Source organism: Curtobacterium sp. MCLR17_044, from assembly GCF_003234435.1.
Lineage (GTDB): Bacteria > Actinomycetota > Actinomycetes > Actinomycetales > Microbacteriaceae > Curtobacterium > Curtobacterium flaccumfaciens.
Map to the genome: position 1 here is coordinate 78,849 of NZ_QKTC01000004.1, position 23,113 is coordinate 101,961.

General features: G+C 71.4%; 22 protein-coding genes. 14 read left to right on the forward strand and 8 right to left on the reverse strand.

Annotation, left to right across the window (positions count from 1 at the left end; all coding sequences use genetic code 11):
• Nucleotides 1-7 precede the first annotated feature (7 nt).
• The 7 genes from typA (at nt 8) to DEJ04_RS03990 (ending at nt 8,041) form a co-directional block, all read left to right on the forward strand.
• Nucleotides 8-1,930, forward strand: coding sequence for a translational GTPase TypA (gene typA / locus DEJ04_RS03960; protein WP_027464562.1), 1,923 nt, complete (start codon nt 8-10; stop codon nt 1,928-1,930).
• Nucleotides 1,931-2,030: 100 nt separating this feature from the next.
• A complete protein-coding gene (locus DEJ04_RS03965) occupies nt 2,031-3,224 on the forward strand; it encodes an amidohydrolase (protein ID WP_220035546.1) in 1,194 nt (397 codons plus the stop codon).
• 117 nt (nt 3,225-3,341) lie between these two features.
• Nucleotides 3,342-3,890: a hypothetical protein gene (locus DEJ04_RS03970; protein WP_111046311.1), complete on the forward strand. Its 549-nt coding sequence runs from the start codon at nt 3,342-3,344 to the stop codon at nt 3,888-3,890.
• Nucleotides 3,891-3,909: 19 nt separating this feature from the next.
• Nucleotides 3,910-5,094 (forward strand): PIG-L family deacetylase, encoded by a 1,185-nt coding sequence (locus DEJ04_RS03975; RefSeq protein WP_111046312.1) that lies wholly within the window; start codon nt 3,910-3,912, stop codon nt 5,092-5,094.
• Nucleotides 5,095-5,129: 35 nt separating this feature from the next.
• Nucleotides 5,130-5,447: a ferredoxin gene (gene fdxA / locus DEJ04_RS03980; RefSeq protein ID WP_017887060.1), complete on the forward strand. Its 318-nt coding sequence runs from the start codon at nt 5,130-5,132 to the stop codon at nt 5,445-5,447.
• Nucleotides 5,448-5,459: 12 nt separating this feature from the next.
• Entirely contained in the window at nt 5,460-6,578 is a 1,119-nt protein-coding gene (dapC, locus tag DEJ04_RS03985) for a succinyldiaminopimelate transaminase (RefSeq protein WP_111046313.1), read from the forward strand.
• 164 nt (nt 6,579-6,742) lie between these two features.
• Nucleotides 6,743-8,041, forward strand: a complete 1,299-nt coding sequence (locus DEJ04_RS03990) for a citrate synthase (RefSeq protein WP_111046314.1) — start codon at nt 6,743-6,745, stop codon at nt 8,039-8,041.
• 1,041 nt (nt 8,042-9,082) lie between these two features.
• Here DEJ04_RS03990 and dapD read toward each other — a convergent pair.
• Nucleotides 9,083-10,048 (reverse strand): 2,3,4,5-tetrahydropyridine-2,6-dicarboxylate N-succinyltransferase, encoded by a 966-nt coding sequence (gene dapD / locus DEJ04_RS03995; RefSeq protein WP_111046315.1) that lies wholly within the window; start codon nt 10,046-10,048, stop codon nt 9,083-9,085.
• An 86-nt stretch (nt 10,049-10,134) separates the two neighbouring features.
• On the opposite strand from dapD, the gene dapE reads away from it, so the two are divergent.
• The 4 genes from dapE (at nt 10,135) to DEJ04_RS04015 (ending at nt 13,607) form a co-directional block, all read left to right on the forward strand.
• Entirely contained in the window at nt 10,135-11,217 is a 1,083-nt protein-coding gene (dapE, locus tag DEJ04_RS04000; protein ID WP_071404160.1) for a succinyl-diaminopimelate desuccinylase, read from the forward strand.
• The gene (locus tag DEJ04_RS04005; protein WP_111046356.1) at nt 11,202-12,446 is read left to right on the forward strand and encodes a hypothetical protein; all 1,245 of its coding nucleotides are present in this window, start codon (nt 11,202-11,204) and stop codon (nt 12,444-12,446) included. Before dapE ends, DEJ04_RS04005 begins: the two co-directional genes overlap by 16 nt.
• Nucleotides 12,447-12,593: 147 nt before the next feature.
• The gene (locus DEJ04_RS04010; protein ID WP_017887054.1) at nt 12,594-12,764 is read left to right on the forward strand and encodes a DUF3117 domain-containing protein; all 171 of its coding nucleotides are present in this window, start codon (nt 12,594-12,596) and stop codon (nt 12,762-12,764) included.
• 114 nt (nt 12,765-12,878) lie between these two features.
• Nucleotides 12,879-13,607: an AAA family ATPase gene (locus DEJ04_RS04015; protein ID WP_071404158.1), complete on the forward strand. Its 729-nt coding sequence runs from the start codon at nt 12,879-12,881 to the stop codon at nt 13,605-13,607.
• A gap of 27 nt (nt 13,608-13,634) precedes the next feature.
• Here DEJ04_RS04015 and DEJ04_RS04020 read toward each other — a convergent pair whose 3' ends face one another.
• Complete coding sequence (locus tag DEJ04_RS04020; protein WP_017887052.1) at nt 13,635-14,267, reverse strand: O-methyltransferase; 633 nt, start codon at nt 14,265-14,267, stop codon at nt 13,635-13,637.
• Nucleotides 14,268-14,331: 64 nt separating this feature from the next.
• Here DEJ04_RS04020 and DEJ04_RS04025 point away from each other — a divergent pair, with 64 nt between their 5' ends.
• Nucleotides 14,332-14,700, forward strand: a complete 369-nt coding sequence (locus tag DEJ04_RS04025) for a twin-arginine translocase TatA/TatE family subunit (RefSeq protein ID WP_110894138.1) — start codon at nt 14,332-14,334, stop codon at nt 14,698-14,700.
• An 82-nt stretch (nt 14,701-14,782) separates the two neighbouring features.
• On the opposite strand, the gene DEJ04_RS04030 is transcribed toward DEJ04_RS04025, so the two are convergent.
• The 4 genes from DEJ04_RS04030 to DEJ04_RS04045 are packed head-to-tail and all read right to left on the reverse strand — an operon-like array spanning nt 14,783 to nt 18,664.
• Nucleotides 14,783-15,631 (reverse strand): bifunctional 2-polyprenyl-6-hydroxyphenol methylase/3-demethylubiquinol 3-O-methyltransferase UbiG, encoded by an 849-nt coding sequence (locus tag DEJ04_RS04030; protein WP_111046316.1) that lies wholly within the window; start codon nt 15,629-15,631, stop codon nt 14,783-14,785.
• Between the two features lie 10 nt (nt 15,632-15,641).
• Nucleotides 15,642-16,802: a P-loop NTPase gene (locus DEJ04_RS04035; RefSeq protein ID WP_111046317.1), complete on the reverse strand. Its 1,161-nt coding sequence runs from the start codon at nt 16,800-16,802 to the stop codon at nt 15,642-15,644.
• On the reverse strand, nt 16,795-17,292 hold the full coding sequence (locus DEJ04_RS04040; protein WP_042539423.1) for a DUF1003 domain-containing protein: 498 nt from the start codon (nt 17,290-17,292) through the stop codon (nt 16,795-16,797). Before DEJ04_RS04040 ends, DEJ04_RS04035 begins: the two co-directional genes overlap by 8 nt.
• A 52-nt stretch (nt 17,293-17,344) precedes the next feature.
• Nucleotides 17,345-18,664, reverse strand: coding sequence for a magnesium transporter MgtE N-terminal domain-containing protein (locus DEJ04_RS04045; protein WP_027464574.1), 1,320 nt, complete (start codon nt 18,662-18,664; stop codon nt 17,345-17,347).
• Nucleotides 18,665-18,808: 144 nt separating this feature from the next.
• Between DEJ04_RS04045 and DEJ04_RS04050 the strand changes: the two genes are divergently transcribed.
• On the forward strand, nt 18,809-19,699 hold the full coding sequence (locus DEJ04_RS04050) for a general stress protein (protein ID WP_111046318.1): 891 nt from the start codon (nt 18,809-18,811) through the stop codon (nt 19,697-19,699).
• Between the two features lie 366 nt (nt 19,700-20,065).
• On the opposite strand, the gene DEJ04_RS04055 is transcribed toward DEJ04_RS04050, so the two are convergent.
• Both DEJ04_RS04055 and DEJ04_RS04060 read right to left on the reverse strand, forming a co-directional pair.
• Nucleotides 20,066-20,536 carry a GNAT family N-acetyltransferase gene (locus tag DEJ04_RS04055; RefSeq protein WP_071405472.1) on the reverse strand — a complete coding sequence of 157 codons (471 nt, stop codon included), beginning with the start codon at nt 20,534-20,536 and terminating at the stop codon, nt 20,066-20,068.
• Between the two features lie 15 nt (nt 20,537-20,551).
• Nucleotides 20,552-22,036 (reverse strand): aminopeptidase P family protein, encoded by a 1,485-nt coding sequence (locus tag DEJ04_RS04060; protein ID WP_111046319.1) that lies wholly within the window; start codon nt 22,034-22,036, stop codon nt 20,552-20,554.
• A gap of 70 nt (nt 22,037-22,106) precedes the next feature.
• Between DEJ04_RS04060 and DEJ04_RS04065 the strand changes: the two genes are divergently transcribed.
• On the forward strand, nt 22,107-22,979 hold the full coding sequence (locus DEJ04_RS04065) for a PHP domain-containing protein (RefSeq protein WP_111046320.1): 873 nt from the start codon (nt 22,107-22,109) through the stop codon (nt 22,977-22,979).
• Nucleotides 22,980-23,113: the final 134 nt, after the last annotated feature.

A 23,113-nucleotide genomic window follows, 5' to 3' on the forward strand; every position in this document is an offset into this window, starting at 1 on the left:
GTCCTGTATGGCGCTCGCCACCCGGTCCGACCTGCGCAACGTCGCCATCGTGGCACACGTCGACCACGGCAAGACCACCCTCGTCGACGCGATGCTCACGCAGACCAACTCGTTCGACGCCCACTTCGAGGGCGAAGACCGCATGATGGACTCGAACGACCTCGAGCGCGAGAAGGGCATCACGATCCTCGCGAAGAACACGTCGGTGCTCTACAACGGCAAGCACGCGACCGAGTTCGGCGCGGACGGCCCCATCACCATCAACGTGATCGACACGCCCGGTCACGCCGACTTCGGTGGTGAGGTCGAGCGCGGCCTCTCCATGGTCGACGGTGTCGTGCTGCTCGTCGACGCCTCCGAAGGTCCCCTGCCCCAGACCCGCTTCGTGCTGCGCAAGGCGCTCGCCGCGAAGCTCCCGGTGATCCTGCTCGTCAACAAGACGGACCGGCCCGACTCCCGCATCGACGAGGTCGTCTCCGAGTCCCAGGACCTGCTCCTCGGCCTCGCCTCCGACCTGTCGGACGAGGTCGACGACCTCGACCTCGACGCGATCCTCGACGTCCCGGTGGTCTACGCCTCGGGTCGCAACGGCGCCGCGTCGCGCAACAAGCCGAACGACGGCGAGCTGCCCGACAACGACGACCTCGAGCCGCTGTTCGAAGCGATCCTCCAGCACGTCCCGGCCCCGAAGTACGACGACGAGCACCCGCTGCAGGCGCACGTCACGAACCTCGACGCCTCCCCGTTCCTCGGTCGCCTGGCGCTCCTGCGCATCTTCCACGGCACCATGAAGAAGGGCCAGACGGTCGCGTGGGTCAAGCACGACGGCACCGTCGTCAACGCCCGCATCACCGAGCTCCTCATCACGAAGGCGCTCGACCGCTACCCGGCCGAGTCGGCGGGCCCCGGTGACATCGTCGCCGTCGCCGGCTTCGACACGATCACCATCGGCGAGACCCTGACCGACCCCGAGGACGTCCGCCCGCTGCCGACCATCACGGTCGACGACCCGGCGATCTCGATGACGATCGGCACGAACACCAGCCCGCTCGTCGGCAAGGTCAAGGGCCACAAGCTGACCGCCCGCATGGTCAAGGAGCGCCTCGACCGCGAGCTCGTCGGCAACGTCTCGCTCAAGGTCCTCGACATCGGCCGCCCCGACGCGTGGGAGGTCCAGGGTCGTGGCGAGCTCGCACTCGCCATCCTGGTCGAGCAGATGCGTCGCGAGGGCTTCGAGCTCACCGTCGGCAAGCCGCAGGTGGTCACGAAGCGTGACGAGAACGGCAAGCTGCAGGAGCCGTACGAGCACATGACGATCGACACGCCGGAGGAGTACCTCGGCGCGATCACGCAGCTCATGGCCGCTCGCAAGGGCCGCATGGAGAACATGACGAACCACGGCACCGGCTGGGTGCGCATGGAGTTCATCGTCCCGTCGCGCGGCCTGATCGGCTTCCGCACGTCGTTCCTCACGGAGACCCGCGGTACCGGCATCGCCAACGCGATCTTCCACGGCTACGACGAGTGGGCCGGCGCGATCCAGACCCGCATCAACGGCTCGATCGTCTCCGACCGCTCCGGTGTGGTGACGCCGTTCGCCATCACGAACCTCCAGGAGCGGATGTCGTTCTTCGTCAACCCGACCGAAGAGGTCTACGAGGGCATGGTCATCGGCGAGAACTCCCGCGCCGACGACATGGACGTGAACATCACCAAGGAGAAGAAGCTCACCAACATGCGGTCGGCCAACGCCGACACGTTCGAGTCGATGACGCCGTCGCGTCAGCTCTCGTTGGAGGAGTGCCTCGAGTTCGCCCGTGAGGACGAGTGCGTCGAGGTCACCCCCGCCGCCGTGCGCATCCGCAAGGTCGAGCTGGACGCGTCGGCTCGCCAGCGCTCCTACGCGCGTCTCAAGCGCCAGGACGCGTAAGCACCAGCACGAGCAACACGCGCGGAGGCCCGTCCTCCGTCCGACGGCCCGGTCACCTGCAACAGGTGGCCGGGCCGTTCGCGGTTGTACCGTGGTCAGCGTGACTCTCGACCTGCTCTCGATCTACCAGGACCTGCACGCCCACCCGGAGCTCGGCTTCCAGGAGCACCGCACCGCCGGTGTCATCACTGCGAAGCTCGCCGAGATCGGTGGGATCGAGGTGACGACGGGCGTCGGCGGCACCGGCGTCGTCGGTGTCGTGTCGAACGGCGAGGGACCCGTGGTCTGGCTCCGCGCCGACATGGACGGCCTGCCCGTGCAGGAACGCACCGGCCTGTCCTACGCCAGCGAGCACGTCGGCACCGACGACGAGGGCCGCGAGGTCCCCACCATGCACGCCTGCGGCCACGACATCCACGTCACGTGGCTGCTCGGCACACTGGAGCGCCTGGTCGCCACCACGGGGGACTGGCGCGGCACGGTCGTCGCCGTCTTCCAGCCCGCTGAAGAGGTCATCTCCGGCGCCCGCGCGATGGTCGAGGACGGCCTGGTCGAGCGGTTCCCGAAGCCGGACGTCGTGCTCGGGCAGCACTCCGCACCCGCACCGGTCGGCATCGTCGCGGTGGGCACCGGCCCCGTGATGGCGTCGAGCGACCGGCTGACGGTGACCTTCAACGGTCGTGGGGCGCACGGTTCGGCACCGCAGGCCTCGCTCGACCCGGTCGTCACCGCGGCCTCGGCCGTCGTGCGGCTGCAGACCGTCGTCGCCCGCGAGGTCTCGCCGAGCGACGCGGGGGTCGTCACCGTCGGCAGCTTCCACGCCGGCACGCGGGCGAACATCATCCCCGACGAGGCCGTCATCGAGATCTCGACACGGGCCCGCAACGAGGAGACCCGCCAGCGCATCATCGCCTCGATCGAGCGCATCGTCCGGGCCGAGAGCACGGCCGGTGGCCTGTCCGAGCCGACGATCGTGCGCGCACCGGGCGCCGAGGTCACCGTGAACGACGCCGAGGCCGCCGCCACCGTGCTCGAGGCCATCCGCGCCGAGGTGCCGGGAGCCCGCGACCTGGAGATCGGGCTCGCCATGGCGTCGGAGGACGTCGGCCAGCTCGCCACCGCCGCCGGAGCGCCGCTCGTGTACTGGTTCACGGGCATCACCGACCCGGACCGCTTCCGCCGCGGCGAGGAGATCCCGAGCAACCACTCGCCGTTCTACGCGCCGCAGGCCGAGACCGCGATCCCGGTCGGTGTCGATGCCCTGGTCGCGGCGACGCGCGCCTACGTCGCCTGACACGTTCTTCGGGAAGGAGGCCCGGGGCGGCCCCGCCGCGCACGTGACCGCCCCGGGGACGGCACGTTCACAGCCAACTCGCGCCGGGCCTCCCGGCTCGTCCGTTACGGTCGCGCCATGCGTTCCCTCCGTACCCCGCTGATCGCCGCCGTCGCTGCCGGCATCGCCCTGGCCGGACTCACCGGCTGCTCGACCCAGGCCGTGCAGCAGGCCACCGACCTCGGGTCCTCCGTCGCGTCGAACGTGGCCGACGGGGTCGCGGGCATCGACGGCAAGGCGATCCAGGACGGCATGTCCTCGGTCGCCGGCGGCATCGACGGCGCGCTCGACACGGCGCTCAAGGGTGCCGATGTGACCTCCGACGGAAAGGTGCCGGACGGGTTCCCGTCGGCCGACGTCCCGCTCGTCGACGGCACCGTGCTCGGTGGGGGAGCCGGACCGAACGGCTCGGGGTGGGTCGCGCAGGTCCGGGCGGCCTCCGTCGACGACTTCCAGGCCGCCGTGCAGCAGCTCACCGACGCCGGGTACACCGAGTCGGCCAAGCGTGCCGACTCGTCGAGCGCGTTCGGCATGTTCCGGAGCGACGCCTACCGCGTCGTCCTGACCTTCTCGGAGACCAAGGAGAGCGGCGGCGTCACGGCGACCTACATCGTCACGCCCCGCTAGTCCCGTACCCTTGGGGACGATGTCGAAGGCCCCCGCCACGCGCCCCGAGCGCGTCCTGATCGTGCACGCCCATCCCGACGACGAGACGCTCTCGTCGGGCGGGACCATCGCGACCCTGCTCGAGCGCGGCGCCGAGGTGACCGTGCTCACCGCGACCCGGGGCGAGCGCGGTGAGATGCTCACGGAGCAGTTGGCCCCGCTGGCTGGCGACCCCGCGCGGGTGGCACGGCACCGGGAGACCGAGATCGCCGCTGCCCTCGCCGCCCTCGGCGGTCCGCAGCACCTGTGGCTCGGCGGGCGCGGTGCCCGGCCGACCGACCTGCCGGAGCGTCGCTACGTCGACTCGGGCATGCAGTGGGGCCCGGACGGGCGGGCCACCGCCGCGGACGACGCCCCGGCCGACTCGCTCACCGCAGCGGACCTGGGCGAGGTGGTGGACGACGTCCGTGCCGCCATCCGCTCCACCGGTGCCGACGCCGTGATCAGCTACGCCGACGACGGGGGCTACGGGCACCCCGACCACGTGCGGATGCACCACGCGGCGCAGTACGCGGCCCGAGCCGAAGAGGTCCCGTTCTCGATGATCGTCGACCCCGCCAGCGGTCAGGCCGACGTCACGGTCGACGTCATGCCGGTCCGGGCGAAGGTGCGGGCGGCCGTCGAGCAGTACCGCTCCCAGGTCGCTGTCGACCCCGTGGACCCCGCCGACCCGAGTGCCCTGTCGTGGGTGATGCCGCACGGCGTCCGGCAGCACGCCCCGGCGGTCGAGGCGTTCCGGCACGACGCGGCCCCGCAGCCGGCGGCCCCGCAGACCTACGCCGAGATGTCCGGCCAGGGCAAGGCCGCGGCGGTCGTCGTCTCGCTGCTGCTCGGGCTGCTCGCCGGCGGGCTCGGGACGGTCACGCACCAGCAGACGCTCGGCGCGTTCCCGGTCGGACTCGTCATCACCACCCTCATCGTGCTCGGCCTGACCGTGGGCGTGCGGCTCGTCTACCGCTCACGGACGATGGTCGCCGCGATCGGCATCGGGATCCTCGTCGCGACGCAGGTGCTCGTGTCGGTCGGCGGGGAGAGCTCGCCGCTCGTCCTCGCCAACGCGGCCGGGTACGTGTGGACCTTCGCCCCCGCGGTGATCGCCGCCCTGGTCCTCGCGTGGCCGGACCTGTCGGGGCTGCGGTCCCGGACGGCCCCGGGCCGCGAGTAGACTCGAACCCGCTCGTCGAAGGGAGCACCCGAACCGTGACCTACGTGATCGCCCAGCCCTGTGTCGACGTCAAGGACCGTGCCTGCATCGACGAATGCCCGGTCGACTGCATCTACGAGGGTGACCGCTCGCTCTACATCCACCCCGACGAGTGCGTCGACTGCGGTGCGTGTGAGCCGGTCTGCCCCGTCGAGGCCATCTACTACGAGGACGACCTGCCCGACCAGTGGGCCGACTACTACAAGGCCAACGTCGAGTTCTTCGACGAGGTCGGGTCGCCCGGCGGCGCTGCGAAGGTCGGCGTGATCCACAAGGACCACCCCGTCGTCGCGGCCGAGCCCGTCCGCGGCTGACCGGACCCCCTCGTGGCGCTCGACCTCCCCGACTTCCCCTGGGACCAGCTCGTCCCGTTCAAGCAGCGCGCTGCGGCGTACGAGGGCGGCATCGTCGACCTCAGCGTCGGATCGCCCGTCGACCCCACGCCCGAGGTCGTCCGCACCGCCCTGGCCACCGCGACCGATGCGCACGCCTACCCGCAGGTCGCTGGCACCCCGGCGCTGCGGCAGGCCATCGCGGACTGGTACGGCCGTCGGCACGGCGTCGCCCTGACCGAGGCGAACGCGCTGCCGACGATCGGCTCGAAGGAGTTCATCGCGGGCCTCGCGCTCTGGCTCGGCATCGGCCCCGGTGACACGGTGGTGTTCCCGGCCGCCGCGTACCCGACGTACGAGCTCGGCGCCGCACTGGTCCGCGCCGAGGCCCTCGCGTCGGACGACCCGGCGGCGTGGCCGTCCAGCACGAAGCTCGTGTGGCTGAACTCCCCGGGCAACCCCGACGGCCGCGTGCTGACGATCGACGAGCTCCGCGCCGCCGTGGTGCGCGCCCGCGAGCTCGGAGCCGTCATCGTCGGCGACGAGTGCTACGCCGAGCTCGGGTGGGACCCGGAGTACGCCACCACCCCGACGCCCACGATCCTGGACCCCCGTGTGGTCGGTGACTCGCTCGACGGCGTGCTCAGCGTGTACTCGCTGTCGAAGCAGTCGAACCTCGCTGGCTACCGTGCGGCCTTCGTCGCCGGTGACGCCGCGATCCTGGCCGACGTCCTGGCCGTCCGGAAGCACGCGGGGCTCATGCCGCCGCTGCCCGTGCAGCAGGCCATGGTCGTCGCGCTCCAGGACGAGACCCACGTGCAGCAGCAGAAGGGCCGCTACCGAGCGCGACGGAACATGCTCCGGCGAGCACTCGAGGATGCCGGGTTCCGAATCGACCACAGCGAGGCAGGGCTCTACCTCTGGGCCACCCGCGGCGAACCCGCACTCGACACCGTGGCCTGGCTCGCCGACCGCGGGATCCTCGTCGCACCGGGCACGTTCTACGGCGCAGCAGGGGGAGAGCACGTCCGCGTGGCCCTGACGGCGACCGACGAACGCATCGCCGCAGCGTCGCAGCGACTGGCGAGCAGCCGTCGCCTCGGCACCGCGTAGCACGGACACGAGTCGTTCCGGTGGTGCCCGCAATCCCTGGGAACCACCAAATCGTCACCTGGGATGTGTGCACGACCGACAGGTGCCGCGATTAGGCTGTCCTCGTGACTGACACTGCCAATGACGCTCAGAAGACGGCCACACCGCCCACCACGCCCGTCCCCGTGAGTCCCGCCGCCGAACAGCAGGGCGCGACCGCGACGCTGACGTTCCCGGGTGGCACGGCGGAGTTCCCGATCCTGCAGAGCGTCGACGGCGCGTCCGCGATCGACATCTCGACCTTCAAGAAGCAGACCGGGATGAACACGCTCGACTACGGGTTCGTGAACACCGGTGCGACGAAGAGCGCGATCACCTACATCGACGGCGACCAGGGGATCCTGCGCTACCGCGGGTACCCGATCGACCAGATCGCCGCGAACTGCACGTTCCTCGAGGTCGCGTGGCTCCTGATCTACGGCGAGCTGCCGACCCCCGCCGAGCTCGAGCAGTTCGACGCCCGCATCCGTCGGCACACCCTGCTGCACGAAGACCTCCGCCGCCTGTTCGACGCCCTGCCGCACTCGGCGCACCCGATGTCCGTGCTCTCGAGCGCCGTGAGCGCCCTGTCCACGTACTACGAGGACGACATGGACGTGGACGACCCCGAGAAGGTCGAGCTGCAGACCGTCCGGCTCCTCGCCAAGCTCCCGGTGATCGCGGCCTACGCCCACAAGAAGGCCATCGGGCAGGCGTTCCTGTACCCGGACAACTCGCTGTCGTTCGTCGACAACTTCCTGCGGCTGAACTTCGGCACCATGGCCGAGACCTACAAGCCGAACCCGGTGCTCTCGAAGGCGCTCGAGCGGCTCCTCATCCTGCACGAGGACCACGAGCAGAACGCCTCGACCTCGACGGTGCGCATGGTCGGCTCGACGAAGGCGAACATGTTCGCCTCGATCTCGGCCGGCATCAACGCCCTGTACGGCCCGCTGCACGGCGGCGCGAACGAGGCCGTGCTCGAGATGCTCCAGCAGATCAAGGACTCGGGCGAGCCCGTGACGCGCTTCGTGGAGCGGGTGAAGAACAAGGAGCAGGGCGTCAAGCTCATGGGCTTCGGGCACCGCGTCTACAAGAACTACGACCCGCGCGCGAAGCTCGTCAAGGAGTCCGCGCACGAGGTCCTCGAGTCCCTCGGCGTGCAGGATGACCTGCTCGACATCGCGATGGAACTCGAGCAGATCGCACTCGAGGACGAGTACTTCGTCAGCCGCAAGCTCTACCCGAACGTCGACTTCTACACCGGCATCATCTACAAGGCGATGGGCTTCCCGCCGCGGATGTTCACCGTCCTGTTCGCCATCGGTCGCCTGCCGGGCTGGATCGCCCAGTGGCGCGAGCTGAACAACGACCCGCTCAACAAGATCGGTCGCCCCCAGCAGCTCTACGTGGGCGCGCCCGAGCGCGACGTCCCCGAGCGCTGATCGACTCCGAGCGCCCCGCCCCACGGTTCCGTGGCGCGGGGCGCTCGTGCGTGTGCGCCGCGTGCCGCCGTCCGGCTGGACACGCCACTCGCCTCCGCCGAGTGGTCGCGAACTGCCGTTCGGAGGGCGCCGTACCGACGGTTCGTGCGCCCTCGGCGCACGCGGACGGTGTGTTGTGACCGCTCGCGGGGCGGGGTGGGGCCCTGGACGCGACGGCCTGGAGGCCCGGTGGCGGTCTCGTGGACCGGCACCGGGCCTCCAGGCGGGTGCGTCGGGCGCGGCGTGGCGGGACGCGCCGCTCACCTCCGCCGAGTGGTCGCGAACTGTCGTCGGGAGGGTGTCGAAACGACGGTTCGTGCGCCTTCGGCGCGCGCAGGTGGCGTGTTGTGACCACTCGCGGGGCGGGGTGCGGCCCTGGACGCGACGGCCTGGAGGCCCGGTGGCGGTCTCGTGGACCGGCACCGGGCCTCCAGGCGGGTGCGTCGGGCGCGGCGTGGCGGGACGCGCCGCTCACCTCCGCCGAGTGGTCGCGAACTGTCGTCGGGAGGGTGTCGAAACGACGGTTCGTGCGCCTTCGGCGCGCGCAGGTGGCGTGTTGTGACCACTCGCGGGGCGGGGTGCGGCCCTGGACGCGACGGCCTGGAGGCCCGGTGGCGGTCTCGTGGACCGGCACCGGGCCTCCAGGCGGGTGCGTCGGGCGCGGCGTGGCGGGACGCGCCGCTCACCTCCGCCGAGTGGTCGCGAACGGTCGTCGGGAGGGTGTCGAAACGACGGTTCGTGCGCCTTCGGCGCACGCGGACGGCGTGTTGTGACCACTCGCGGGGCGGGTTGCGGCTCTGGACGCGACCGCCGGGAGGCCCGGTGGCGGTCTCGTGGACCGGCACCGGGCCTCCAGGCGGGTGCGTCGGTGGGTGCGCGATCGTGGGACGCGCCGCTCACCTCCCGCCGAGTGGTCGCGAACTGTCGTCCGGCAGGTGCCGGAGCGACAGTTCGTGCGACCTCGGCGCGCGCAGGCGGCGCGTCGTGACCGCTGGCCGGGCGCTACGCGTGCAGCGCGGTGTTCAGCTGGATGCCCTCGCCCTTGCGCTGCAGTGCCTCGACGGCGCCGCTGATGCTGTTGCGGCGGAACAGGATGTTCGGGGTGCCGGAGAGCTCCGCGGCCTTGACGGTCTTCGGGGTGCCGTCGGGGTTCGGTGCCGCGCCGACCAGCACCACCTTCGTGCCGGCCGTGACGTAGAGACCGGCCTCGATGACGGAGTCGTCGCCGAGCGAGATGCCGAGGCCCGCGTTCGCGCCGAGCAGCGCGCGTTCGCCGAGCGAGACGCGGTGGGTGCCGCCGCCGGACAGCGTGCCCATGATCGAGGCGCCGCCGCCGATGTCGGTGCCGTTGCCGACGACGACGCCCTGCGAGACGCGGCCCTCGATCATGGCGTCACCGAGGGTGCCGGCGTTGAAGTTGACGAAGCCCTCGTGCATGACTGTGGTGCCCGGCGCCAGGTGTGCGCCGAGGCGGACGCGGTTGGCGTCACCGATGCGGACGCGGTCCGGCACGACGTAGTCGAGCAGGCGCGGGAACTTGTCGATGGCGTGCACGGCGATGCCGGCGCGCTGCAGGGACGGGCGCAGGCGCGTCAGGGAATCGGGGTGCACCGGGCCGGCGTTCGTCCACGCGACGATCGGCAGGTGGCCGAAGACGCCGTCGAGGGAGACCTCGTTCGGGCGGACGTGCAGGTGGCTCAGCAGGTGCAGGCGGAGGTACGCGTCCGGGGTGTCCGTCGGAGCGGCGTCGATCGTGATCTCGGTGGTGACGGCCTCGATCCGGACCTCGCGGCGGGGGTCGTCACCGACGTGCGCCTGCAGCTCGGCGGGGAACACGGCGTCGGCGGGCAGCGCGCCGAGGTGTGTCTCCGGGTACCAGGTGTCGAGCGTCGTGCCGTCGGCGGCGATCGTCGCGAGGCCGTGGCCCCAGGCGTGGGTCGGGCGGTCGGAGGCAGTCGTGTCGGTCACGGCTCCAGGGTACCGAGAGCCGGTCTGCGGGCACCGTCCGTCCGGACTGCCGGGGCGGTGCAAGGGGCGGCCGGTAGGCTGCCCGCATGCCGGAGCACCTCGACCTCACCGCCTCGTCCATCGACATCACCCGTGCCATCTGCGACATCGAGTCGGTGTCCGGCAACGAGCAGGCCCTCGCCGACGCGATCGAGGCCGTGCTCGCACCGCTGCCGCACCTCGAGGTGATCCGCGACGGCGACGCGATCGTGGCGCGGACGAACCTGGGCCGCGACCGCCGCGTCGTCATCGCCGGTCACATCGACACGGTGCCGCTCAATGACAACCTGCCGACCGAGTTCCGGACCACCGAGGACGGCACCGAGATCCTCTGGGGCCGCGGCACCGTCGACATGAAGGCGGGCTGCGCGGTGCAGCTCAAGCTCGCGTACGACCTGGTCGACCCCTCGGTCGACGTCACGTGGGTCTGGTACGACCACGAGGAGGTCAGCGACGCCCTGAACGGCCTCGGGCGCCTGGCCCGGACGCGACCCGAACTGCTCACCGCCGACTTCGCGATCCTGGGCGAGCCGTCCGGGGCGCAGATCGAGGGTGGCTGCAACGGCAACCTCCGCGCCGAGATCCGCACGTTCGGCAAGCGATCGCACAGCGCCCGGAGCTGGATCGGCGACAACGCGATCCACAAGACCGCCCCGATCCTGGCCACCCTGGCCGCCTACGAACCGCGGACCGTGACGGTCGACGGGCTCGAGTACCGCGAAGGCCTGAACGCGGTCGGCATCAGCGGCGGCATCGCGGGCAACATCATCCCCGACGAGGCGATGGTGCACGTGAACTACCGGTTCGCCCCCTCGCGCTCGGCCGACGAAGCCGTCGCCCACATCCGCGAGCTGTTCGACGGGTACGAGGTCACGATCGTCGACCTCGCCGCCGGTGCCCGCCCCGGACTCGACGCCCCGCTCGCGCAGGACTTCGTCGCGGCCGTCGGCGGACCGGAGCCCCGTCCGAAGTACGGCTGGACCGACGTCGCACGCTTCTCGGCGCTCGGGGTCCCCGCGGTCAACTACGGCCCCGGCGAGCCGGTCTTCGCCCACCACGACGACGAGCAGGTCCCGGTCGCGCAGATCACCGCGGTCGAGGCCGGGCTGCGTCGGTGGCTGACGGCCTGACGACGGCGGGGGCCGCCCGGAGGACCCCTGCCCGGAACCGCTGGCGGGCCCGGTACCGGGTCGTCCCGTGGTGGGTACGCATCACGGTCGTCTACGTGCTGGCGCGGCTCGTCACGGGCGCGATGATGCTCGCGTTCGCCCGCGTGCAGGCGGCGAACTCGTTCACCGTGCAGAGCCCGGGCTACCTGTCGTTCGCGTCGATCTGGGACGGTGCCTGGTACCGCGTGATCGCCACGGGCGGGTACCCGTCGACGCTGCCCGTCGACGCCGCGGGGCACGTGACCGAGAACGCGTGGGCGTTCATGCCCGCGTACCCGTTCCTGGTGCGCGCGCTCACGCTGCTCACCGGAGCGTCGTTCGAGTTCGTCGCGGTCTCGGTGTCGTTGCTCGCCGGACTCGGGGCCGCGCTGGTGTTCCGCCGCCTCATGGGACGGTTCCTCGACCCCGCACGGGCGACGTTCGCCACGGTGCTGTTCTGCGTCGCACCGGTGTCGGCGATGTTCCAGGTGGCCTACGCGGAGTCGATGGGCCTGTTCCTGCTGCTCGTCGCGCTGCTGCTCATGGTGGATCGACGGTGGTGGGCGATGCTGCCCGTCGTGCTCCTGCTCGGCATGACCCGACCGACGGGGCTCGCCTTCGCGTTCCTGGTGGTGCTCTTCGTGGCCGCGTGGGCGATCCGCCCGGCGTGGGTGCGCTCGTCGGAACCGCTGACCCTCCGCCGGCTCGTCCCACCCGCGGTGGTCGCCACGGTGTCGGGTCTGGTCGGTCTGGCCTGGCCTGCCATCGCGTGGGCGGTCACCGGCGTGCCGAAGGCCTACACGGACACCGAGCTCGCCTGGCGGTCGTCGTACATCGGGTGGAAGGAACTCGTGCCGTTCGCGCCGTGGGTGCAGGGGTTCGGGTGGTGGTTCGGGCAGCCGGCCGGCCCGGTGCTGCTCGTCGTCGTGCTCATCGGGTTCGCCGCGTTCGTGTGCATGCCCGCTGCGCGCCGGATCGGCATCGAGCTCCGACTCTGGGGCGTGGCGTACCTGGTGTACCTGCTCGCGGTGTTCTTCCCGCAGTCGAGCACCTGGCGCATCCTCGTGCCGATCGCACCGCTGCTCGGCATCGTGGCGCTGCCGCGGTCGCGGGTGTACCGCGTGGCCGTCGTCGTCGCGTTCGTCGGGCTGCAGTGGGTCTGGCTGTACTACACGTGGTGGATCGACGGCTACGACTGGACCCCACCGTGATCGATGCGGGGCGCCGGAGGCCCGTGGATCCGCGTTCTGCGGAGCATCAGAACGACACATCCGACACCCCCAACCTGGGCGGTTTCGCAGTTGCCCCCTCCATACGGGATAATGGGGCTGCATTTACTGCACGAAAGGGGACATCTGATGGCAGCCATGAAGCCGAGGACCGGTGACGGGCCGATGGAGGCTGTTAAGGAGGGTCGACTCATCATCGTGCGGGTTCCGCTCGAAGGTGGAGGCCGCCTGGTCGTCTCGGTCAACGATGCCGAGGCCAAGGAACTCCACGACGCACTCGCTGAGGTCGTCTCGGCCTAGTACGTCGAAGCACCAGAACGGAAGGCCCGGAGCGTGTACGCTCCGGGCCTTCCGTCTGCCCGCCGGTAGCGGGCGTCCACACGCGGTGTCGGTCGGCTCCGGCAGGATGAGGCCGTGCCGAGGACCCACCTGCCCATCCGACGCGTCGAGGAGTACCGCGACCCGGACCCGATGCCGCGCGACGAGTGGCCGGCCACGCTCCCGCCGATCCGGCAGCTGCTCGACGAGGGCCTCGACCTGGACCCGGTGACGGTGTTCGTCGGGGACAACGGTGTCGGCAAGTCGACCCTGATCGAGGCCATCGCGCTCGCGTTCGGGATGTCCCCGGAAGGCGGCTCGACCGGGGCACACCACTCGACCCGTCCGTCCGAGTCGGACCTGTGGCAGCACATCGCCCTGCGACGTGACTTCGGTGCGCCCCGCGGTGGTTTCTTCCTGCGTGCTGAGACGATGCACGGCTTCTTCACCTACCTCGAGGAGCACCCGAACCGCAGTCGCCCCGAGCCGGTGTTCCACGAGCGCAGCCACGGCGAGGCATTCCTGGACTTCGTCATCGACCGGGCGCGTTGGCCCGGCCTCTGGATCCTCGACGAGCCGGAGTCCGCCCTGTCGTTCTCGGGCTGCCTCACCCTGATCGCACTGTTGCGCTCGATCGTCGAGAGCGGCGTCGGCCAGGTCGTGCTCTCGACCCACTCGCCCGTGCTCGCCGCCTTCCCGGGCGCGACGATCCACGAAGTCGGCGAGTGGGGCCTGCGGCGCACCGAGTGGCGCGACCTCGACCTGGTGCGGAACGAGCGTGCGTTCCTCGAGTCGCCCGAGCGGTACCTGCGGCACCTGGACTGACCTGCGCGAGCGCCCGCGGGTCGAGCGCTAGTTGGTGACCTTCGTCAACTGCAGCAGCCCGTCACCGGCGGGCGACAGCGCGCTGCGCACCGCACCCGAGGTCGACACCTCGGTCAGGAGCAGGCGGAAGTCCGTGGTGGCGCGGTCGCGCTTCACCGGGTCGGCCACGCGTCCGCGCCACAGGGCGTGCGGCACCAGGACGGTGCCACCCAGGCGGGCGAGCCGCAGACCGTGCTCGACGTACTCGATCACGTGCTCGGGGTCGGCGTCGACGAGCACGACGTCGTACGAGGCCTCGTTCATGCGGGGGAGCACCTGGTTCGCCCGACCGGGGATGAGCCGGATCCGTGCGGGAGCGGTGCCGGCGCTGATGTAGGCGTCGCGGGCGAACTGCTGGTGGTCGACCTCGACGTCGATCGTGGTCAGGGTCGCGTTCGGGGCGCCGGCGAGCAGGTACAGGCCGGAGACCCCGAGGCCGGTGCCGATCTCGATGATGCTCGTGGCTCGCGAGGCTGCCGCGATGACCCCGATCTGCGCACCGATCGCGGGCGAGATCGCTTCGACCCCGAGTTCCAGGGAGTGCTCACGAGCACGGGCGATCGCCTCGGTCTCCGAGACGATGTCCTCGGCGAACTTCCAGTTCGACTCTTTCTCTGACACGCACACTCCGTTCGGGAGACAACTCTAGAGGTGCAACGCAGCAGCACGCGTTAGGCTCGCTCGCGTGGACATCCCGCTCGACAAGATCCTGATCATCGGGGTCATCGGCGTCCTCTTGCTCGGGCCGCAGCGCCTGCCGATGTACGCCCAGAAGCTGGCCGAGTTCGTCAAGGCCGTCCGTCGCTTCGCCGACACCGCGAAGGAGCGGATGCGCGACGAGATGGGCCCCGAGTTCGACGACATCGAGTGGCAGAAGCTCGACCCGCGCCAGTACGACCCGCGCCGCATCATCCGAGACGCCCTGCTCGACTCCGGTTCCAGTGCGGCCGCCGTGCAGACCGCGCAGGTCACGGCCTCGAAGGTGCGCGCGACGGCTCCCGTCGTGCCCCTGGCCGCCGGTGAACCGGCACCCTTCGACGCCGAGGCGACCTGACGCCCGTCACGTCCCCACGTGACGGACTGGAGGCCCGGTGCCAGCTGGCACCGGGCCTCCAGTCCGTCTGGGGGTCGCGTCGTCAGTCGCGGGTGGCGACGATCGTGTAGGTCGTCGGCATCCGGTCGCGGTCGTGTTCCGGCCAGGCCCACGAGCCGGTGTCGGTCTCGACCATGCGGGAGCTGAAGCGCCACGGCAGGGTCCGGCCCTCGTCGAGCCGTCGGAGCCGCAGCCCGGCACCGAGCAGGGCGTTCACGATCTCGGACAGCGGGTGCGGCCACTCGAAGGTGCGGGCGTTCGCCACCGTGCCGTCGCCGGCGTAGGTGCCGGCGTCGTCCCACTGCTGCGCGGTGCCGTCCGGGAAGTACCGGTACCTGGTGACGAGCTCGTCGGCGTCCTCGTCGAGGGCGTACAGCGCCGGGTGTCCGTCGCGGATGAAGAACACCCCGCCGGGGCGCAGCAGCCCGGCGACCTGCGCAGCCCAGCGGTCGAGGTCGGGGAGCCAGCAGATCGTGCCGATGCTCGTGTACACGACGTCGAAGTCGCCGGTGACGGCGGCCCGGGCATCGAGGACGTCGGTCTCGACCCAGGTGACGTCGAGCCCGAGGCGCGATGCGAGTCCGGCGGCCGAGGCGAGGGCGGCGGGGGAGAAGTCGACACCGGTCAGTCGGGCACCCTCGCGGGCGAGCGACACCGTGTCGGTGCCGATGTGGCACTGCAGGTGACAGACGTCGAGGCCCGCGAGCGAGCCGTTCGGCAACCAGGGCGTCAGGGCCGGCAGGTCCTCACGGACGACGTCCGAGCGATGGCCGGGGTCGGCGAGGGCGTCGATCGCGTAGGCACCCTCGTGGATCGGCACCCGGTCGTCCCAGTTCGCGCGGTTGGTGGCGCGTGCGTGGTCCCAGTCGACATCGACGTGATCGGTGCTCATGACCTCGAGCCTAGGACAGCGACAACCCGAGCTTCCGGCCGGCGAGTCCGCGTCCCATCGTGGTGATCCGGTCGGCGATCGCCGTCAGGGCCACGGCGGACGGGTCCTCCGGGGCGCCGAGCACCACCGGGACGCCTGCGTCGCCGCCCTCGCGCAGCGGCACGGACAGCGGCACGCTGCCGAGCACCGGGACGGGGGTGTCCTGCCCGCGGGAGAGCCGTGCGGCGGTCTCGGCGCCACCACCCTCGCCGAACAGGTGCAGCACCGAGCCGTCGGGCTGCACGAGCCCGGCCATGTTCTCGACCACGCCGATGACCCGCTGCCCGGTCTGCCGGGCGACGATCCCGCTGCGCTCGGCGACGTCGGCCGCGGCGGCCTGCGGGGTCGTGACGACCAGGACCTCTGCGTGCGGCAGCAGCTGCCCCACCGAGATCGCGACGTCGCCGGTGCCCGGCGGCAGGTCGAGCAGCAGGACGTCGAGGTCGCCGAAGAACACGTCCGTCAGGAACTGGTTCACGGTGCGGTGCAGCATCGGGCCACGCCACGACACCGCGGTCGAGACGTCGTCGACGAACATGCCGATCGAGACGACCTTCACGTCGTGCGCCACCGGCGGCAGGATCATGCTGTCCACGCGGGTCGGGCGGGGTGCGACCCCGTGCTCGTCGGTCAGACCCATCAGGCCGGGGACGCTGAAGCCGTGCACGTCGACGTCGACGACCCCGACCCGCAAGCCCCGGCGGGCGAGCGCGACGGCGAGGTTCACGGTGACGGTGGACTTGCCGACGCCACCCTTGCCGCTCGTGACGGCGATGACGCGCGTGAGCGAGTCCGCGGTGAACTGGACGCCCTTGGGACGGCCGGCGCGCAGCCGCTCGGTCAGCGCGGCACGAGTGGCCGGGTCCATCACGGACACGTCGACGTCGACTGCGACGACCCCCGGGACGGACCCGGCGGCGACGCGGACGTCGCGCTCGATGGTGTCGGCGGCGGGGCACCCCACGATCGTGAGCTGCAGGTCGACGCGCACCGCGCCTCCTGGCTGCACGTCGACACCACGGATCATGTCGAGCTCCGTGACGGGGCGGCGGATCTCGGGGTCGATGACGCGGCCGAGCGCGGCGAGGACCGCCGTGCCGAGCTGTTCGTCGGTGGGGACGGCGTCAGCCACGGGTGGAGCTGTCGTGTTCGTCCGCGTAGCCGGCCTCGTCGGCGTCGCGGCGGTCGAGCTCCTCGAGCAGGGAGCGGAGCTCGGCGCGGATGAAGTCCTTCGACGCCATGTCCCGCATCGCCAGGCGCAGGGCCACGACCTCGCGGGCCAGGTACTCGGTGTCGGCCAGGTTGCGTTCGGCGCGCTGGCGGTCCTGCTCGAACTGCACGCGGTCGCGGTCGTCCTGCCGGTTCTGCGCGAGCAGGATCAGCGGGGCGGCGTACGAGGCCTGCAGCGAGAGCACGAGCGTCAGAGCCGTGAAGCCGATCGCCGCCGAGTCGAACTGCCACGGCTTCGGCGCCAGGGTGTTGTAGCCCATCCAGACCACGCAGAACAGCGTGAGGCCGATGAGGAACCACGGCGTGCCCATCCCGCGGGCGATGCCCTCGGTCGCACGACCGAAGGTGTCCCCGCGACCACGGCGGCGGCTGGGGAGCACACGCGTGCGCATGCCCTTCGGGGAGTCGAGCCGGACCTCTTGGCGGTCACGGTCGCGACGGTTGTCATCCGTTCGGGCCACGGGTGGTCCTCCTTCCCGTCGTCACGGGTGTCCTGCGCGGGCGTTGGCGTGGAAGCGGTGAGGGTTCCCCCTCGCCCTGACTTCGCCAGTCGTCCGGCAGGACGTGGTCGAGGACATCGTCGATCGTCACCACCCCGACGAGACGGTGGGCGTCGTCGACCACGGGGACGGACAGCAGGTTGTAGGTCGCCATGATGCGGGTGACCTCGGCGGCGCTCGCGTCGACCCGGACCGGTTCGGTCTGCTGGTCGATGAGCGTGCCGAGCCGCTCGTTCGGCGGGTAGCGGAGCATCCGCTGGAAGTGCACGAGCCCGAGGAACCGACCGGTCGGCGGCTCGTACGGCGGCAGGGTGACGCAGACGGCGGCGCCGAGCACCGGTGCGAGCTCGTGGCGGCGGACCAGCGCGAGACCCTCGGCCACGGTGGCGTCGGCCGAGACGATCACCGGTTCGGTGGTCATCAGACCACCGGCGGTGTCCGGCTCGTACTCCAGGAGCATGCGGACGTCCTGCGCCTCCTCCGGCTCCATGAGCTGCAGGAGGGCTTCACTCCGCTCGTCGGAGAACTGGGCGAGGACGTCGGCCGCGTCGTCCGGCTGCATCTGGTCGAGGACGTCGGCGGCGCGGGCGTCCACCAGCCGGGTGAGGATCTCGATGCGCTCCTGGTCGGGCATCTCCTCGAGCACGTCGGCGAGGCGGTCGTCGGGGAGTTCCTCGGCGACCTCGAACCGGCGCTCGGCGGGCAGGTCGAGCAGCGTCGACGCGAGGTCGGCGGGCAGCAGGTCGGAGTAGGCGGCGATGACGTGCTCGGCGGACTGGGCCTCGCCGGGGAGCTCGTCCTCGGTGACCTCGTTCCACGTCGCGAACGTCGTCGGGCCCTTGCCGAACGGTGACGGCGTGGTCTTCGGCTTGCGGAGGAAGAGCTGCGCGACCTCCCAGTCGCCCTGCCCGCGGTCCTCGATCGCGACGTCCTCGATCGTGGCGCGGATCCGCTGGTTCTTGATGAGCACCTTGCGGCCGAGCATCTCGGCGATGACGCGGACCTCGCCGCCGCGCTGCTCGAAGCGGCGCATGTTGACCAGACCGGTCGTGATGACCTGCCCGGCACCGATGGAGGTGATGCGGCCGATGCTCACGAAGATGCGGCGCTTGCCGGGCACCTCGACGATGAGCCCGACGACGTGCGGGGGATCGGCCCGGCGGTAGACGACCAGGACGTCCCGGACCCTGCCGACGCGGTCGCCCGCGGGGTCGAAGACGGAGCACCCGGCGAGGCGGGCGACGAAGACCTTCGTGGCGCTCACCCGACCCAGCGTAGTCGCTCGGGTGCGGGCGTTCGCCCGCGCCGCCGACGGCACCGGTCGGCGGCTTCCGATCGGCTGCTTGCGATCGGCTGCTTCCCTGAGAGTGCACGTGCGATTGCAAGGTGTGCGGTGAATGATGGCTGTGTGAGCAATCAGAGCCCCTTCGCCGGCAGGACCGCCCAGGCGTTCCCGACGCTGCCCAAGGGCGACGTCCTGGGAACGTACGACAGCTACCCCGACGCGCAGCGCGTGGTGGCGAAGCTGGCCGAGGCCGACTTCCCCGTCAACCAGCTCTCGATCGTCGGCAATGACCTGAAGACGGTCGAGCGGGTCACTGGCAAGATGACCTACGGCCGTGCCGCCATCGCCGGTGCGCTGTCCGGCCTGTGGCTCGGCATCTTCTTCGGCATCGTGCTCACGCTCTTCTCGCCGAGCGCCGGCGGCCTGATCCTGGCGGCCGCGATCATCGGTGCCGCGTTCGGCATGCTCTACGGCATCGTCTCGTTCGCGATCACGAAGCGGCAGCGCGACTTCACGAGCGTGCACCAGGTGCTCGCCACGAACTACCAGATCGTCGTCAACCCGCAGCTGACCGGGCAGGCGCAGCGCATCCTCGGCGAGCACGGGGCGACCCCGTCCACGCACTGGAACGACGCTCCCCAGCAGCAGCAGCAGCAGCAGCAGCAGTGGCGTCCGGGCCCCGGTGGGGTCCCGCCGCAGCAGCAGTCGCCGTACGGCGGGCACGCCACGCCGCACCAGCAGCCGGGAGGCCCGCACCACCCCGGCACGTCGGCCCCCGGCGCGCAGACGGGTGCGCCTTCGGGCCCGCCGCGCTACGGCACGAACGACGGACCCCGGTACGGGGAGACCCCCGAGACGGCTGCCGCCCCCGCGGCCCCGCCGGTGCCGGAGCGTCGACCCGAGGAGCCGCCGCGCTACGGCGAGCGGGTCGCCGGTGCGACGCCGCCGGAGCCCTCGTCGTCGTCCTCGCCGGATGCGCCGCGCGAGGGCGACAGGGACAGCGACCGCCGCTAGCCGCGCTCCGGCTCGCGCGACCGGGCTTCGTCCTCGGGTCGTGCGCGATCGGGTCGCGCGAGGTCGGGTCGTGCGAGGTCGCTCGACACGCCGTTCACGTCCGCCGAGGTCGCAGGAGCTGTCGCCGCCGAGCTGCGCGGGCGGCACTTCGTGCGACCTCGGCGGTCGTCCGGGTGGTCCGAGTGGTCGCAACACCCCGCGCCCACGGCGTCGAGCGGTCGGAGATCGTCGTTCGGCGCCGGCCCAGACGACGGTTCGTGACCGCTCGACTTCGGGCAGACGGCACGTCGTGACCGAGAGCCGAGCGGGCTCGGGCGCGCGCGGGCCGGGCTTGCGCGCGGCGCGGTGCGGGCAGGCTCGGGCCGGCTAGAGGACCTTCGAGAAGCAGACCGACAGGGGTGCCCCGACGTACGGCCCGAAGTTCGCGATCCGCCGGAACCCCTCGCGCTGGTAGAACCCGACGGCGCGCTGCTGCTCCGTGCCCGTCTCGAGGACGAGCGCCGGGGACCCGAGGTCGAGCGCCGCTTCTTCCAGCCGGCGCAGCAAAGCAGCCGCGGCGCCGGACCCGCGGGACTCCGGCCGGACGTACATGCGCTTGATCTCGGCGATGCCGTCGTCGACGATGCGCAGCCCCCCGCACCCGAGTGGAGTCCCGGACTCGTCGCGTGCGACGAAGAACACCGCGATCGACTCGGCGGTCGGCTTCTCACCCGGTTCGGTGTCGCCGCCGTGCGCCCGATCGATCTCCAGGCGCTGGGCGGCACGGAGTCGCTGGGCGTCGGGGGAGTCGAAGTGCTCGACCTCGATCGAGATGGTGTTCGGGGAGGCCTCGGGCATGGTCACCCGATCAGGCTAGCGGCCCGAGCGGGCGATCCACCCCTCCACTTCCGAGGGGGTCCGGGGGATGCCGACCGACAGGTTCTCGGCGCCGTCCTCGGTCACCAGGATGTCGTCCTCGATGCGGACACCGATGCCGCGGAACTCCTCCGGCACGGTCAGGTCGTCCTGCTGGAAGTACAGTCCGGGCTCGATCGTGAAGACCATGCCGGCCTGGACGGTGCCGTCGAGGTACATCTCGCGGCGAGCCTTCGCGCAGTCGTGCACGTCGAGCCCGAGGTGGTGGCTCGTGCCGTGCACCATGTAGCGGCGGTGGAACTGGTTGTCCGGCTCGAGCGACTCGGCGGCGGAGACCGGCAGGAAGCCCCATTCGGCGGTCTTGCGCGCGATGACCTCCATCGCGGTGGCGTGCACCTGGCGGAACGTGATGCCCGGCTTGACGATCGCGAACGCGGCGTCGGCTGCCTCGAGCACGGCTTCGTAGACCATCCGCTGCACGGGGGAGAACGTGCCGCTCACCGGCAGCGTGCGGGTGATGTCGGCGGTGTAGAACGAGTCGACCTCGACCCCGGCGTCGATGAGGATGAGATCGCCCGGCTGCACGGCACCGTCGTTGCGCGTCCAGTGCAGGATGCAGGCGTGGTGGCCCGAGGCGGCGATCGTGTCGTAGCCCACGGTGTTGCCGTCGGCGCGCGCCCGGCGGTTGAACGTGCCCTCGACGATGCGCTCACCGCGCGGGTGCGCGAGCACGGCGTCGAAGTCGCCGATGACGTCGTCGAACCCGTGCTTCGTGGCGTCGACGGCCTTGCGGAGCTCACGGACCTCGTACGCGTCCTTGACCAGTCGCAGCTCGGACAGGTCGCGGGCGAGCAGGTCGTCGGTGGCCGGCGACCCCTCGGTCTCGTCCGCGCCACCGATGGCCGCGCCGATGCGGGCGTCGAGGGAACGGGTCAGGTCGTCGTCGGCTTCACGCACGAGCAGCGCCGATGGGTCGAGTGCATCGGCGACGGCCGTGAACGCCCCGAGGTCGGCGGTGGCCAGTCCGAGGTCGGCGGCGACGGCGTCGAGCGAGGGGCGCGGCCCGACCCAGAACTCCCCGATCTCGGGGTTGGCGTAGAACTCTTCCGAGTCGCGGCCCGCGGTGGCACGGAAGTACAGCGTGGCGTCGTGGCCGGAGCCGTTCGGCGTCATCACGAGCACCGAGCCGACGACGGTGTCGGTGCCCCAGCCGGTCAGGTGCGCGAAGGTGGAGTGCGGGCGGAACGGGTAGTCGCAGTCGTTCGAGCGGACCTTGGCCTGCCCGGCCGGCACCACGATCGTGCGGCCCGGGTGCAGCTCGGAGATGCGCGCGCGACGCTCGGCGGCGAACGCGGCCTGCTCGCGGGGCTCGGGCTGCGCTTCCGAGCGCTCGGCCCACTGCGACCCGATGAAGTCCTTGAAGGTCGAGGACCCGGGGGTCGTGGATCGGTTGCTCGTCGCGCGGGGAGTCGTGTCGGCCATGCGTCCATCATCGCACCGCTGGGCGACACCCGGCCTGTGCGGCCGCTCACCTGTGGATAGCATTGGCCACGTGCCAGACCCGTTCATCGACCTGCACGCGCACTCCAGTGTCTCCGACGGCACCGAGCGTCCCGCGGAGCTCGTCCGAGCGGCCGCGGCCGCCGGACTCGACGCCGTCGCGCTGACCGACCACGACACGACCGCGGGGTGGGCGGACGCCACCGCCGCGGCGCGCGAGCTGCCCCTGACCCTGCTGCCCGGCCTCGAGCTGAGCACCCGGATCGGCTACCGCAGCGTCCACGTGCTCGGCTACCTGGTGGACCCCGAGCACCCCGGACTGGTCGAGGAGACGACCCGGATCCGCGACGGCCGGCTCTCCCGCGCGCACCGCATGGTCGACCGCATCGCCGAGGACCACCCGATCACCTGGGCGGACGTCCTGGCCCAGTCCAGCCCCGGTGCCACGATCGGCCGTCCGCACATCGCCGACGCCCTGGTCGCCCGCGGGCTCGAGTCCGACCGGTCCGCGGCGTTCCGCGGCATCCTGCACCCGGCGTCCGGCTACTACGAACCCCACGAGGCACCGTCGCCCCTGCGCGGCGTCGAACTCATCCGGCATGCGGGCGGCGTGCCCGTCATCGCGCACCCCGCGGCGTCCTCGCGCGGGATCGTCATCGACGAGCCGATGCTCCGCGACCTGGTCGACGCCGGGCTCGGCGGGCTCGAGGTCGACCACCGCGAGAACCTGGCACACGGCAAGCGCACCCTGCTCGACTGGGCGACGCGCTACGGCCTGTTCGTCACCGGTTCGAGCGACTACCACGGCACCGGCAAGCCGAACCGGCTGGGGGAGCACCGCACGGCACGCGTTTCCTTCGACGCGATCGTGTCCGAGGCGACGGGCAGCGCTCCCGTGGTCGGACCCGGCTCGCGCCTGTCCTGACGCGTCGCGTCGTCCCACCGAAGCGACAGATCTCGGTCGGCGCGGCTTGACCCATCCGCGAAAGCGACAGATTCCCGCTGACAGTTGGCGGCGATCTGTCGCCCTCGCGGGGCAGTCGGCGGGCGGGGACGACG

What these genes read in the sequence shown, in the direction of transcription:
- typA (WP_027464562.1), top strand. Translation starts at nt 8, where the DNA reads ATGGCGCTCGCCACCCGGTCCGACCTGCGCAACGTCGCCATCGTGGCA.
- DEJ04_RS04060 (WP_111046319.1), bottom strand. Translation starts at nt 22,036, where the DNA reads ATGGCCGACACGACTCCCCGCGCGACGAGCAACCGATCCACGACCCCC.
- DEJ04_RS04040 (WP_042539423.1), bottom strand. Translation starts at nt 17,292, where the DNA reads ATGCGCACGCGTGTGCTCCCCAGCCGCCGCCGTGGTCGCGGGGACACC.
- dapE (WP_071404160.1), top strand. Translation starts at nt 10,135, where the DNA reads ATGCCGGAGCACCTCGACCTCACCGCCTCGTCCATCGACATCACCCGT.
- DEJ04_RS04010 (WP_017887054.1), top strand. Translation starts at nt 12,594, where the DNA reads ATGGCAGCCATGAAGCCGAGGACCGGTGACGGGCCGATGGAGGCTGTT.
- DEJ04_RS04030 (WP_111046316.1), bottom strand. Translation starts at nt 15,631, where the DNA reads ATGAGCACCGATCACGTCGATGTCGACTGGGACCACGCACGCGCCACC.
- DEJ04_RS03970 (WP_111046311.1), top strand. Translation starts at nt 3,342, where the DNA reads ATGCGTTCCCTCCGTACCCCGCTGATCGCCGCCGTCGCTGCCGGCATC.
- DEJ04_RS04055 (WP_071405472.1), bottom strand. Translation starts at nt 20,536, where the DNA reads ATGCCCGAGGCCTCCCCGAACACCATCTCGATCGAGGTCGAGCACTTC.
- DEJ04_RS03975 (WP_111046312.1), top strand. Translation starts at nt 3,910, where the DNA reads ATGTCGAAGGCCCCCGCCACGCGCCCCGAGCGCGTCCTGATCGTGCAC.